The 14,892-nt window shown below is 68.6% G+C and carries 3 protein-coding genes (1 of these 3 only partly in view); all 3 read right to left on the bottom strand.

Features of this window, described 5'->3' with window-relative positions; genetic code table 11:
• Positions 1 to 12,899, bottom strand: part of the annotated coding region (locus KO481_RS29915; protein WP_215921721.1) for a T3SS effector HopA1 family protein (this coding region is incomplete at its 3' end). Its footprint begins 18,774 nt before the window's first position; 12,899 of its 31,673 annotated nt are in view.
• Positions 12,896 to 14,476 carry a WXG100 family type VII secretion target gene (locus KO481_RS29910; protein WP_215921719.1) on the bottom strand — a complete coding sequence of 527 codons (1,581 nt, stop codon included), beginning with the start codon at positions 14,474 to 14,476 and terminating at the stop codon, positions 12,896 to 12,898. The genes KO481_RS29910 and KO481_RS29915, both read right to left, overlap by 4 nt.
• A complete protein-coding gene (locus KO481_RS29905) occupies positions 14,473 to 14,892 on the bottom strand; it encodes a YbaB/EbfC family nucleoid-associated protein (RefSeq protein WP_215921717.1) in 420 nt (139 codons plus the stop codon). The genes KO481_RS29910 and KO481_RS29905 overlap by 4 nt, the downstream gene beginning before the upstream one ends.

Genomic DNA, 14,892 nt, shown 5'->3' with positions numbered 1-14,892 from the left:
AGCGTTCGGCGGCGGCCGTCGAGGGTTTCCAGAATGTCGGTGTGCGGTGCGTCGCCGGTGGGGGCGCGGTATAGGACGGTCTGGCCGTCGATGGCGAAAGTGTGTGTGCCGTCGTTGTTGTCGCGGACATAGGTGAGGGCGTAGGCGTGTGCGCCGATGACGATGCCGGGGTCGCCCGGCACTCGCTTATTGTGTGTGCGCTGATCGATGACCAGCACGGTGCTGCCCGGGCCGGCGGCCAACGCCTTGCCGATGAGGTTCGCATGGGCCGACAGGTCGTCGGTGGATGCGATGCCCTCCACCTGTTTATCGCCTTGACCGTCGTTGAGGATGGATGAGAGGTCGGCGGCCAGGGTTCCGCCGAGGTCGGCGGGATTGTAGGCCGGTGGCTTTGTGACCTGCCGACCCGCGGCGGCGTTGACCCAGCGGGTCGCGGTCTGCATGCAGACGTTGACGCCCGGGACGACCGGGTTCTTCTCGTCGTCTAGGAACAGCACCCGGGTTCCGGCGGGGTAATCGGTGTCGTCGGCCGGGACCAGCTCACCGTTCGACGTGAGCCTGCGCACCGCATGGCCGGATTCGTCGATGACGTGTTGGAGCAGGTGGGATGGGTGGCCGTCCGCCATGATCATCGCCGTCGACCCGACCGGAAGGTCGATCAGACGGGCGCCAAGATCGTTGTCACCGGCGAGTTCGAGTACGAATTCGGCATGCCCCAGGTTCGCCCCGAGACGAATCAGCTCGAAACTCAGGTTGGTCGCGGCCTGGTGGTACGTCGGACTGGGGTAATCCGTCGGTTCGCTGCCGGGACGGACGGTGGTCCGGGGCCGCTCGTGCGGGGCTGTCGCGGGCAACACCGGGTTCAGGTGGTCGTCGAGGAACATCAGGCGGGTGCCAGCAGGGTAGTTTAGGTCGGCGTCGAGATCGCTGTTCTCCCTGCCGAGTTCGACGATCCTGCGGCCGAACGCGCCGTCGACAGCGACCAGGACGTGGGTCGGCACGCCGTTCCCGATGACCACGACCGTCGACCGATTGGGCAGTTGTGCCAGGTCGGAACTTAGTTGGTCGGGCCCGTCATAGAGGTGTACGAACCGTCTTCTCCCGGCGAGGAATTCGTCCTCGGAGGAGGGCAGAATGTCGTCCTCTGGGTCGTCCGGGAAGCGGGATCGCTTGATATTCACGAGCATTCGGGCGATTGCAGCCCATGGATCGATGTGCGACGGTTCGGAGGGATCGATCGGGCGCCCCCTGAGACGCGCCACGTCAGCCTGCAACAGGTTCCGTGTCGTGGCAATCTGTTGCCGAATCTGGTGCAGGTTGCCCTCGATCATCCCGTGTACATCGGCGTCCCTGCGCGACGAATCACGGTCCGCGTCGAGTTCGGATGCCAGGCCGGCGGCATACCGATGGCGGAGCCAGAGCTCCATGAGATCCGTTGCGCTGTCGTCGATCCGCGATTTCAAGGCATCGGCCGCCGCGATGTGCTCGGGCAATGCACGCGTATTCGAGCGCAGTGCCTGCAGATGCGCGTCGGCGGCCTGCTGGATCTCGACCAGGTCCGGCACCCAGCCGAGCGAGTCGAACGGCGGCTCGATGCCATGTAGAGCCGCGGCACGACCCTGGAAATCCAAGCGCAGCAGGCGGGTGCCAGGGGGATAGTCGCCACGCAGCGGCCGGGGCCGGTCGCTGCCGGGCGCGAACTCCAGGAAGAGGGATCGTGAGTGGTCGCCTTGCCCGGTGCCGCGGTCGCGGCGAATCACGACGCGAGGCGAGTCGCCGGGGATCAGGACCAGCAGGGCGTCGTGGGGGCTCAGGCGTTCCAGGGCCGCCAGCAGTGCCGGCCGCCCGGTGAAGCGTTGCGCGAGTGCGCCGCGACCTGCCAGGGTCGCGGCCCTGGGATCGGCGCCGTAACCGAAGTTGTTGCGGGTGAAGGAATTCTGCAGGTGATCGGCCAGCATCAACCAGATCGCCGCCCAGCGGTCGATCGGCGTGGCCGGATCGATATCCAGGCCGGTCCGGGCCAGCATCGTCCACAGGTGTGCACGGTGCTCGGCGATGTTCGCCGCCGCTTGCTGGTCGTGTTCTGTGGTCGCCGACGGCAGGGCCGAACCGAGGGCGACGGGGCCCGTCTCGGCGACCGATCGCTCGTACCGCAGGACGTCGGCATGCAGCGCCTGTGCCGTTCGCCCGATCGAGCCGCGGACGGACCCGATCAGGAGGTGCTGTACGGCATGTCGAACCAGGGCCGGGTTCTCGTCCAGGGCGCGTAGCGCATCGAGCGAGGTCGTTCCGTGCGGCGGGAGTAGCGCCCCCAGGTGGTCGAACTGCGCGGCGAGAAGCGAGCGAGCGGCGAACAACTCGGTTCGCCAGCCGATCGGCGGCGCGGTCACGGAGGCGATCCTGGCCAGCATTGCCTTCGACGGGGCCGTACCGAGTTGCGGGACCGCCGCACCCGATGCCGCGGCGACGAGCGTGCCGCTCGCCGTACTGTTCCGCCAGAGCTCGTCGCGGGAAAGGATGAGGTAGGTGTATGCCGCGACGAGCGCCGCCAGTGGAATGCCCTGCAGCTCAGCATGTGTGCCGGCGCGACGCTGCACCTCCACCAGGACCTCGTCGTACCGGAGGCCGAGGCCTTCGAGTACCGCGGGCAGCGCCGCATAGGCACGCAGGGTTTCCAGCGGGGTGGATAGGGCGAGCAAGACCGGAAGGTGGTCGAGCAGCGAGGGCGCCACCTGGCCGCGCACAGGCTCCTCGATATGCCCGGGCGTCGCGGTCAGCTCGTCACCGCTGAGCCAGGCTGTTCCGGGGCTGGGAGCGAATTCCGTTGGCGCATCAGCCATCATCAAGGTGACCGGCGCGCCGTCCGGTCCCTCGGTGACGTATGAGCCTGCCAGCGTGAGACCGGCGAGGTCCTCCTCCGAGAGCGACAGCTCTCGGCCGGCGATACGGGCCAGGGCCTGGGCGGGTGTCTCGTGGGTGCGCCGGATTCCGCCGGTCGGCCGCCACCCGGTTTCCTGCTCGCCGTTCCCGGATTCGACCAGCAGGTACCGGGATTCGCCGTCAGGCCCGACGGAGCGGATGACGAGCTGGGCCGTGGCTGGGGCGTCGGCCGGGGCGAACCGGCCCAGTTCGCCGGATCGCCTGAACGGGTGTAATACGTTGTGGGACTGGATGATGTGGTCCAATCCCGCCGGGACGTAGGGATTGCCCGTGGTGTCGAGGAACACCCCGCGCATCGCCCGCGGGTATCGCCGGGGCCGCGCTCGCTGCGCCGAATCGGATTCGGGGCCCACGGACAGGATGCGGCCGCGCTCGTTGACAAGCAGGCCGGGATCACCGCCCTCATTCCAGAGCAGGAGCGCGGCGCCCGGTCCCTTCGCCATCAGCAGGGCCACGAGATGGTCGTGATCGGGCAGGGGCCGGCCGAATTCGGCGATGGTGGATGTCAGCTCCGCGCGCACATCCTCGCCGGATAACACATCGGTGGCGTAGAGATCCCGCAGCATGTGCACCGCCGCGAGTGCGGGATCGAAGGGGTGCGACACCGCGGCGGCGGGATCGGGGAGCAAGACCGGATCGGTGGACGCGACCCTCAGTCGAGCGATGAGCGTGGCGGCGGCGTTTGCGCTCGCATCGCCGTGCCGCCAGTCCGCATCGGCGTGGCCTTCTTCGGTCGGTGATCCGTCGCGCGCCCGGGCACGAGTGGCGGCCGCCAACTTCCCGGCCAGCGCATCGAGCGTGTCGAGCGCTGTGGTGGCACGACCGAGTGCGTCCAGCGCCTCGAGTAGTGCGGTGCGTTCGGTGCTGTCCGCCGAGTACGCGCGCGCCACGTCGTCGGGGGTCGGCACGCCGAGTCCGAGGCCGGCGGAATGTGCTGCGCGCCGTACGGTCTCGCGGAGATGGTCCACCCGCTCCTGCGCGAGCTGACGTTCGTTCGTCAGCAGCCTGCCACGATGCCGCGTCTCGATCAGCCGGCGATGCAGCTCGCCCAGTGCATCGGCGGTCGCGGCGGGGTCCGAGCCCGGATCGATGATGGTCACCCGGAAGGTCGTGACGCCGTCCGACGTGTCCAGCAGGATGCTGGCGAGGCCGGGGCGGGTGGTGTCGTCGGCTGTGGAGTGCAGCGTCACCTCGATCCGGTCGTGGCCGGCTGTCGACCCGATGTAGCCGACCTCGATGTCGAAACCGTCGCCGCGCCTGGTGAACTCGTTCCGGAGGGCGATCTCCCGCGCGTCGTCCGATGGTGTGGCGGCGTCCGGCGGCCCGCCGTGCTCCTCGTCGTCCTCGAAACGGATCCCGGTGACATCCAGCCCGCGACGGGTCAGGTAGTGCCGGACCTTCCCGGACTGCTCCGCGCGTCGCTGCGGATCACCGATGGCGCCACCGTTCACATTCAGCACTGTGATCGACCGCAGCGCACCGCTTCTCGCGAAGTCGCAGCGGATCGCTATCAGGGTGCCGTCGGTCAGGGCCGAGCGCCGGCGGTCGTCGTCGGCGAGCTCGAGGCCCTCGAGCGGGGCGAGTATGTCGCCGTTCGCGGTGTTCACCACCAGGGTCTCGCGGTTCCCGGCGGGAACATACGGGTCACCCTCGCGATAACCCGGCTCTCCCGGGTACCGCAGCGATCCATCGGTACCGACCTCGAGCCGGGAGGCCCAGGAATCGGTCCAGGAGGGGGCGCGGCGCTGCCTCCCGCCGGATACGGCGCCCCGGGACGAGCGGGATACCCACGGCCGCAGTACCTTCCGATCGAATTCGCCGATTACCGCGGCGGTTCGCAGCGGATCGGGGCCGAAATCGGCATCGGTCAGGCGGGCCTGGTCTCCACTCAGGATCAGGGTCGCCTCGCCCGGCTCGCCGCGAACGGGGTTGAACCGCAGGCGAATTGCCAGCTCGCCGGCATGATCCTCCTCGACGGCGAGCACATCGACCCAGTAGTGGTCGCCGTGGCGGGACAGCATTGCCTCGGCTCCCGCGCCTCGGTCGGCGATCACCTCGGCGATCGTGGGCGCATCGGCGGGGTTCCGCCCCACGCGGTCGTGCTGGTCGTCCACCACCCGACCCGGATCCATGCCCGCCCTGCTCAGGTCGTAGCATAACGTCGCCACGGCCCGAAGGTGCTGTGTCCGAGTCGATTCCGTGGTGCCGGTCGGCTGCGGCGCCGGGATTTCCCCATCGCCTCCGGCGGACATCGGCACCGGCGTCACCGAGACGAGGTTCCCCTCGTCATCGGTGACCATCCGTGCGAGCGCCGCCGGACCCCCGGCAGGGCCGGTAAAGCTTGCGGGCAGTTGTGCCTCGTCCCGGGGATTCAGTGCTGTGCGGTAGTCGCCCGGGTGTACGCCGAGGGCGACCAGGAACCCGGCCGCGGGCGTGGTGAAGGGGGTGCCGTCGGGCAGGGTGACGCCCGAGGATGTGATGCCGAGCCTGGTCGTCCGGATCGCCGGTGGACTTCCCGTGCTGCCGGGGGTGTGCGTCTCGTAGGTGGGTCGGCTCGGCGCGATCCACGGGGTGGGGTCGGTCATACCGATGGGGGTGTCGGCGTCGAGCAGTTCGAGGTCGGGGTCGCCGATGTCGCGGCGTTCCCCGTTACACCAGGCTGCCGCCTGAGTGGTGATGGTGGCTTCGGGTGCGCCGTCGGTGAGTGCGAGGAGGGTCGTGACAAGGCCGTCCGGGGTCGTCAGGTCGCCGGTACCGGGATTGAATGTGAACGGCTTCCCATCAACGGTCAATGCGTGTGTGCCGTCGTGGTTCTTGTGTAGGTAGTTGATCTCGCTGGCATGCGCGCCGATGCGGCGGTAAACGCGGATGTGCCCGGAAGGGACCTGGACATCATCGGGGTCGGTGACGAGGGTGGCGCCCGCGTGTCCGCCCGCTTCGAGGATCGGTCGCTCGGGGTTTTCCGGATCGCCGGCGCGGCGTCGGCGGTCGAACAGGGCGATGCGGTCGTCCACGACCACAGCGCTGACGCGCGGGGCGGCCTCGCTCGAGTCCGATGCAGCCTCGCGGGCCTGTCGGGCCGCGTCGACGATCGTCCGCAACACGTGGGTGTGGCGGGCCCGGGAATCGTGGCCGGGGATACCGGTCATGTTGCTGCCCAGCAGATGCGGAAGTGCACCGGCGAGGATTCCCTCGGGGTCGTACTCCGGGACGGCCATGACCTGCCTGCCCTGGTCGGCATTGAGCCGGTTGGCCGCGTTGATCAGGCAGGAGTTGACGGCGGTCCGAGGCGTGAATGCCCCGTCCGCCGCATTGCCCGAGGTGGGGGCGTGGGTGGATACCGGTTGTTGCCCAACGGAGTCCTGCTGAACCGAGTCGAGTTCGACCTGATTTAGCTCCGTTTGTGCGATCGCGGATTCGGGTGCGGTCGTGTGCTGTCCGGTACCGTCGCTGGGGTATTGATCGCCCGCAAGCTTGTCGGCGCTGTCCGGTGTGGTGGTCGGCAGTGGCAAGCGGGTCCCGTTGCCCGGCTGCAGTTTCGAGGTATTCCGAGCAGTAGTCGATGCCGCAGCGGAGGTACCTGGCTTCGCTGACCCGGTTTCGGGGGTGATGATTTTCAGAGCGAGGGGTGCGCTGGCGGTTCCGAATACCGGCGTGTTTTGCCCAGTGCCGTTGCCGCGATGCTGGTCGCCTGCATGCTCTTCGGTGCCCGCATCGGCTGGATAATTGTCCAGCGCAGCAGTATTCGCCGGTCCGGCGGCCGCCGACCGCCGCGGTTCCGGCCGGATTCCCCTGCGGCCGTGCGGGACCGCGCGACCGGGGGCGGGCGTCGGGCTCGTGGGTTGTTGCCGGAACGGGGAGACCGGTCGGCGGGTCGGCGAGGTTTGCTGGGGGGCCGGGGAGACCAGGCGGGTCGGCCAGGCCCCTCCGGGGTCCGGGGGGCCCCAGCCGGGATTGCCGGATCCGTCCCTCACCCGGCGGGCCGGTCGGCCGGTGATAACGCGCGCCCTCGGGCCGCCGGGTGTTTCCGGGGCCTCACGTGTCCGCGCCGAACCGTCGGAGGTGCCCGGTGGCCTGCGTTCCGGGCGTGTCGGCTGGGTGGAGCTGGGGCCGGGCGGTTCGGAGGTGTTGCCGGTGACGCCGTCGCTGGCGAACTCCAGGACGATCGGGTCCTTGTGGTCGTGAGTGCTGAGGTGGGCGGTGAGGGTGCGTCTGCCGGTGCGGTCGCGGCGCAGGTCGATGGTCACGCGGATCGGCCCGGAGCCGATGGTGCGGACGAAGGCGCCACCGAGCAGTGCGGCGGCGTTGGCTGCCCATCGTTGTTTCTCGGTGAGTTCGTCGACGAGCGCCGCTAGTGCGGTACCGCGGTCCGAGTGCCGGGCGTCGGCGATGGGGTCGGCATGTTCGCCGGGCGGGGCGTCGATCGTCGCGGAGATGTGGAGGTGGAGTTCGGGATCGGTGTCGTCGGTGGTGCGGACCTCGAATGTCGCAGACTCGCCGTCGGGGTCGCCGAGGGTTATCTGGAGGTTGTGGACCCCGTGGTCGGGGAGGTTGTGCACCGGCGGTCCGGCGGAGGCTTGGGTGGGGGAGTTGCGGGGGGTGGCCGGGATGTGCTGCGTGGCTGTGGGATCGGGTGAGGAGCTGGTCGGCGCGAAGAGGGGCTGGGTGGGATTTGCAGGTGAATGCGTTTGTCGGGCAAATGTTTGGGGTGAGTTCGATTGGTCGGCAGACGAAATCGCTGTCGGTCCGGTCGATGTCGCCGGGGCGGTGTTGACGACGGGGGTGTTGACGACGGGGGTGTGGGAGATGTTGCCGCCGTGCAGGAAGCGGGCGAGGTGGGTGGCGGTGTCGACGACCGTGGTGCGTGTGTCGGGATGCCAGGAGGAGGTGGCGGGCGCGGCGGCCGTGGTCATCGTGGCGTGCCAGCTGGGCAGAGTGGTGTTGGTGGAGGGTGTCCAGTGTTTCAGGGCAGGGCTGAGTTGGCTGACGTCGATCTGTGGTGGGGCGGCCTGTCCGGCGCCGGCTAGAGCGCCGACCGCGGCGTTGCGCAGGGCCATCTGCTGTTGGGCGCGTAGCAGGGCGGCTTGTTGCATGGGTAGGACGTGGGCGCGTAGCTCGTCCTCTGCCTGGGTGAGTGCGGTGCGGGTCTCCTCGGTGGGGGCGGCGCGATGGGCTGCGGCGGCGCTTTCGAAGCGGATGATCGAGGCCTTGACCTCTGGATGGTTGCTGGCGGCCGAGGCCAGGTCCTGTGGTGTCAGGTAGTACTGGACGCTGCCGCGTTTGCCGCCGCGCGCGGCGCGGTTTTCGAGCTGGATATCGATGGCCCGTGACAGGGTGGAGTGCCCGGTGGCCATGACGTGCAGGCCGCCGAGATTCTCTGCGGCATCGTTGATTTCCTGATCCCAGCCGCGGGAACCCTGCAGGTTCATGATGACGACCTTGGGACCGGTGCCCTCGCCGAGTTTGCCGGCATTGTCGGCGATTTCCTGGAGCGCCTCCTGCAGCCGTGGTCCCTGCTGCAGGCACCATTTGGCGTCGACCGTGATGTGTTCGGTCTCGGTGAGCGCGGACAGGGGGGCGACGAGGTCGTTGCGGTGGCACAGCACCAGGATCGGGCGGCCCGATTCGTTGGTGAGCAGGTCGATGTCCGAGGCGATCGCCTTCAGTTTTTCGATCTCGGACTCGTGGACGTCGTCCTGTCCGTGAATCAGCCGGGACGGGGCGAAGCGATCGATCTTGGCGACATTTTCGAAGTGACCCTCGGCGGTGCCCGAGGCGCCACACCAGGCGTCGTAGTGCTCCTGGCCCATCATCTCCCGGGCGGTGATACTTGTGCTGGTATCGGTGTCGTGGCGGATGTCCAGGTTGTGTTTCGCTTCGATCGCCTGCGCCAGCCCGTCGTTCCAGCGGGAGCCCCCGGCGGGCTTTTCCCCTGGACCGTCGGCGGTTTCGCCCTCCGGGTCGGTCATGGTCTCGTGGTTGGACTGGTCGATGATGACGACCTGGCCGTCGTGGATCTCGTACTGCGCCGACTCGTGATATTCCCAGCGGGCCAGCGCGGCGTTGCGGAGCCGGTGGAGCTGCTCGTCGGATACCGGCTCACCGGTCAGGCGCTGAATCTTCGCCCTCAGTGCGGCGGTGTCGGCCCCATCGTGCCCCCCGAAGCCGAAATCGGCCTGGGTGAGGTAATTCTCGTCCCGCGGGATGGCGGCGATCATTTCCGCCGCCGCGGCGCGTGCGTACTGCCAGGTCAGTTCGGCATCGCGACGGAGTTCGTGCCGCTGCCTGCCGGTCAGTTTCTCGGCGGCGGCCATGTCCTGGGTGTGCCGGATCCGGGCGGCCGTCAGCAACTGGTCGGCCCGTTTCTCCTTGGCACTCAGGTTTTCAGCGAGCGCGGTATGCCATTTCTCTACCTCGGCCTTGATCGCGGGATCGGCGAGGCGGCCGGCGCCATTGGAAATGATGAAGGTGGGATTGGCGTAGAACAGGACGTGATCGATCTCGTCGATCGCGGCGAACCGTCCGGGAACCGCGTTGCCCTTGAGATAGGCGAACGCCCGATCCTGCAGGGTGCCCACGAAGATCGTCGGTCTCCCCGAGGTGATCGTGTTCGGGTGGTCCGGGTCGATCCGCTTGATGTCGACGCCGAGCTTCTCGGTGATATCGACCAGTTGGACTGCCGCGCGGCCCGCGAGATACTTCTGCGACAGCAGCAAATGCGCTGCGCCGCGCTCGTGCACCGCCTTGATCATCAGGGCCGCGAATGTGAGCGATTTCCCCTCGGCAGCATCCATATTGATCTTGCCCTCGCGGGCAAAGGGGTCCAACTTCTCGAGCTCGAGGCGATCGAGCCTCTCGGCCTCCCGAGAGTCGTGCGCCGAGATTGCGTTGGTGCTGCCGGTATCGAGGGCCTCCTTCATCGCCAGATAGCCAGCCACCTGGGTCCAGCGCAGGGTCTTGTTCTCGGACCGGCGGATCAACTCGATCAGCGCGGCGGTGGAATCCTCCTCGGTGCCGTGCATGATCATGTGACGCAGCACGTCCTCACCGACGTTGCCGATCCGCAATTCCTCTGGGATCTGGTCGCTGTTCAACGCCTCGTGATGGGCCACCTGATCCTCGGCCCGCTTCCTCAATTCCGGCGACATCGTCGATTTCGGCTCGTCCGTCGTCGAATGCGCCTGGGGGCCTTCACCATCGGCAGGGTGGGCGCCATCCCCCGGCTCGCCGCCATGATCGGCGGCAGGCTGGGCGCCCTGCCCGGAGGCGTCCGCACCGTCTCCGGGATGCGTGTCGCCGGACTCGGGAGACTCGCCGGTGCTGTCAGCTGTTGCCGAGGGACGATCCGGGGGCTGCTCGCCATCGGCCGGGTGCTGGCTTACCGGTTCGGGTGGGTGGTCGGTCGCCTCGGGCGCGGTGACCCGGGGCCGGGAGCCGTTGCGGGATACGGGAAGTCCGCGGTCGACCTCGCTGGTGAAGGTGGTGGGATCGGCCGGATGGCCCGGTTCCCGGACGGGCGGCGGGGCTTGGGGGGCCTGATCACCCGAACCGCCGGTGCCGAGTTGTCGCGGGCCGACGCCCGGCTCTGCCTCTTCGGCGGTCATCCGTGTGGTGCTGGTATTCGATTTTGCTGCGGCACTGGTCGATTGGTCGCTCCCGGCGCCGGTCCTGTCGGCAGTGAGTTCCTCGGGGATGGTGCCCGCGCCGGAAGGGGCCGTCTCGAGTGTGGCGCCGTGCGGTGCTGGCGGCTCCTCGGATGCGGTATCGGCCGGTGGTTCCGACGCGACAACCGGGGGCGGACCGTCCGGGGCGGCGGTGGCGAGGTCGCCCGGGTGTGCGGTAGATGAGTCTTCCGGCGCGTCGACGTCGGGCGTACCGGGCTTGTTTGTGCCAGTGGGGCTTTCGTCGAGGGAGGTTCGAGGGGGGAGAGTGTCGGGTGCTGTGGGCGAACCAGCCGCCGGGTTTGCCGACGTCTCTGCTGTGTTGGGAGTGGTTGTGACGGTGGAGTTCTCGGCGGTGGGCTCCCCCTCTCCGGTCTCCGCGGCCGGAGTTGGCCGCCCTGTGCCGGTGTAAGTATTCGCTGGCGGGGTGGTATCTGGACCGCGGGTAGATCCGGTAGAGCGAGCATTGTCGGCCGCGGGTGCTGGTGTGTGTCGTCCGATGGCGCCCGCCGCAGGTTGGTCCGAGGGCCTGGGCGGGTTGAGGATCGTGCCCTGTTCATGAAATTCGGCCCACACATGGCCGGGTTCGATGGTCGATCCGGTCGCGTGGGCGAGCAACGGGGTGACATCACCGGGCCCAGCCGGGGTGCCTGCGGCGGGTTGTGGGTGTTCGGTATCGATCGACACCTGCAGCGTGCGGTCGGTCTGGGTTACCGACATACGCAGCGTCAGACGCACTCTCGGCGCTTGCTCGGCCGTTGTACCGGGCTTCTGGGGGTTGGATCCGGTCGAATCCGCGCTCGGTTGCCCGGATCCGGTGGCGGATTGGTCGGTCGCGGATTGCCCGGACGCCTTCGTGGGTTGGCTGCTGGTTGTGGGTTGGCTGCTGCTGGGTGTGGGTTGGTTGGCGCCCGTTGTGGGCTGGCTGCTGCCGGTTGTGGGTTGGTTGGCGCCCGTTGTGGGCTGGCCGCTGCCGGTTGTGGATTGCCCAGCGCCCGTTGTGGGCCCGGATCCGGCCGGCGGTTGCCCTGTGCCGGGTGTCGGTTGTGCGTTGCTGGTGGTGGATTGCCCGGTCCCGGTGGGCTCGGTGGCCGGAGCGGGGGTGTGGGTATGTGGTACGGCGTTGAGGCCGGCTTGGCGGATGAGTTCGGGTATGGCGGCGAGTTGTTCGGGGTTGGTCCAGCCGTTGCTCTGCAGCATCTGCTGCACGGCGTCGGCGGTGGAGTGAACGAAACCCGGGTCGTCGGGGGTGAAGTACACGACCACGCTGGGGTTGGCGGGCATCGCGGCGATCGCGGACAGCATCGTTTCCGCCGAGCCGGGCGGCACGACCACCTGTTCGGGGTCTGCGGTCGGATTCTCCGGGTTGCCCAGGCTGTCGAGGCTCGGCATTGGCGAAGGCTCGTTGCGAAGCGCGTGGGAGGCCGAGCCGAACAGCCCGCCGACGATGCCGCTGCCGATGGCGGATTCCATGTCGGACAGGGAGAACTTCCCATGCGAGAGCGGCAGATCTGCGGCGTACCCGGCGACAGCGCCCGCCGCGCCACCCAACCCGCCCACGACAAACTTGCCGATAACTCCTTTCGCGCGAGACGCACCGATAACGCCGACCGCCGCCCCGGCCGCGCCGCCCGCGGCGCCGGCGACCGCCGCTCCCCCGACGGTCGCCCAATCGATCGAGTTCTGGTCGTGCGCGGCCACCAGGGCGGCCTCGCCGAGCAGACTGCCGCCGCCGCCCTGGACCACGCCGATCACGGTGCCCTTCCCGATGATCTTGGGGATGGCCAACCGGATCGCGGAACGCTCGGTCTCGCTCTCGATGCCCTGTTCGACGACGTCGGTGACGAGTTTCTGCGCCGTCTCGTCGATGGCGGCCAGGGCGGCCTCCTCCTCGACGATGGACTCGGCCACCCCGACCGGTCCGGTCAGCGCCGAGTAGGTCTCCAAGGCGACAATGGTCGCGAGCGTGCTGAGGACGACGACCTTCGTGTACAGGGCGTTCTTCAGCATCGAACGCACCTGGCCGGAGAGGCTGGTGGCGTACTGCTGTTGTGCGCGTGCGTCTTTCGCGGATTGGGTGATGTTCTCGATCACTCCGGCCACGGCCGCCCCGGCGGCGGCGAGGGCCACCGCGGGCACGAGCGCGTCCAGCGCCGCGGCAAGTTCCCCCAGCTCGAGTGCGGAGGCGTCCAAACCGTCGGCAAGCAGCCCGAGCTTGTCCTCATCCGCCTCGGGGAAGTGCCCGGCGACAAAATCCAACAGCCGCGGTGGCACCCAGGACGGGAGCGTCAGACTCATGGCTCAGGGGGTGTGGTGGCCTCGGGCGCCGTCGCCACCAGCATCCGATGCAGGCAAGCCGCCTGCTCCCCGGCCTGCTCGCCGTGCAGTTCGGTCTCCAGGAACGCCTCGGCCACCGCGCTCCCGGCATCGAATTGCCCACCCGGGAAGCAACATCCGCATAGCTGCCCGCGCCAATCCCGGTATCCGGCCGTGATGCGCCCCAGCGAATATCGCTGATATTCGGGCGCGACGACCCGCAGATACTGGGTGACGAGCGTCTTCTGAGCGGCGCTGCGGGCACGCAGGCCGGTTGCCACATCGAGCACCCGTCCGAATTCCCGCACGATGGTCGAGTACACCGGCCGCTGTTCGGATCCGCGTACCAGAAAGCCGGATTCTGTGGCGGCGAAGATATTTCGGGCGTAGCCCTCCGGATCGAGCGCGGCCGCCAGCGCCAGCAGAATGAAGGCCCCCTCGTCCACTTCCGTTTGAGCCGCCGCCCCACCGAGATCGGCGATGCCCACGCCGCGCAGCCCGCTCGCGGGATACTTGGCCAGCATGTCGTCGACCGCCGCGGCGAATTCGCGGACCGTCTCCTCATCGACACCGGGCAGCGTGAATCCCTGGACCGCGATGCCGTGACGCTCGGCGAGCTCACGGGCGATGCGGGCATTCGGCGATTCGTCCGAGCGCACGGAGGCGCTGGACCTGCGCTTCTTCTCCGCTCCGGGGCGGCCCGGCGGCCGGCGCGGGGGGGATTCGTCATCCTCGGGTGGTGACACCCGCGGCGGTCTGGCGCTGGACCCACCGGGCCTCCCGGACCCACCGTCCGACCAGGGCGTTCCGGCGGAATTCTTCGATCCGTCGGATTTCGACCAGGGAGACGCGCCTGCGGCATCGCTACCGGGCGGCGCCGCGCGATTGGCCTCGGAAGGTGTTGCGGGGGTTCTCGTCCCCGGGGTGTTCGGCGGCCGGTCTGTTCCTCCTCGACTGGATGACGCCTGCTGTGGGGCCGAGGACGGCTGTTGTGAGGATGGCTGTTGTGACAATGGTTGCGGTGGCGAGACGGGCTGCTGCGGTGGTGTCGCCGACCGCACGGGCTCGGCCGGCTGCTGGACCGATGCGGGCCGTCCGGAGACAAGCGAGCCGGGCGAATTCTGCTGTGCAGCAGCCCTGTTCGCAGTAGATCCGATCGACGGCGCGGCGACTGCGGCGGGTGGTACGGCGGTCGTGCCGGGCGCGGTGGTCATCCGTGCGGCGAACTCCGGGACAGCACGGGCCATTTCGGTGGTGCTGACCGCATCCTGCTGTTCGTAGGTATCGACCAGATTCACCGTGCCCTCGCCCAGTTGATTCAGATTCGAGGCAAGGGTCCGCAGCCCCTCCACGTCCTGATGGGCGCTCGGCTCGAAGGTTTTCGCAAACTGCTCTCCGGCCTGGTCGGTGCCCCAGCAATTGCCCTGCTGCGCCATCACTTCGGTGAGTCGGTCGAGAATCTGCTTGGCCTGAGACCCCAGCCCTTCCAGATGCGTACCCACCGATCGCAGGGCCTCGGGATCGACCGACAGTGAGTTGCCCGATGACCCGGAAGTCATTGCGTCGTGGGGGGATCGAGCGGGGCTGCCCGGAGCCTCGGCGTCCCCGGAATCAGTTCGGACCGGTCGGCCAGGGCGTTCGTGGCCGAACTGAGCGGCTCGAGGATGTCGCTGCACCGCACCCTGGCGTGCTGCGCCGCCGCCTGTGCCACTGCTGTGAGGGTCGCCGACAGCGATGCCGCGGTGGTGCGCATCGCCCCGGGCTGCAGGGTGATCTCGACGACTGCGCCGGACGAGTCCACCGTGACCCGGACCTCGCGATCGGATGATTCGGCGTGGGTGCGAAGCTCGGCCAGCTGCTGACGGGCGGTGGTCAGCGCGCTGTGGTGATCGTCGAACGCGTCCAGGACGTCGTTGAACCGTGACCGCAGTTGTTCGCTGCTCGATCCGGATTCATCCCATTCCTGGCGAATCAT

This window comes from Nocardia albiluteola, assembly GCF_018860155.1.
Taxonomy (GTDB): Bacteria; Actinomycetota; Actinomycetes; order Mycobacteriales; family Mycobacteriaceae; genus Nocardia; species Nocardia albiluteola.
This window is presented reverse-complemented; position numbering and strand designations above follow the sequence as displayed.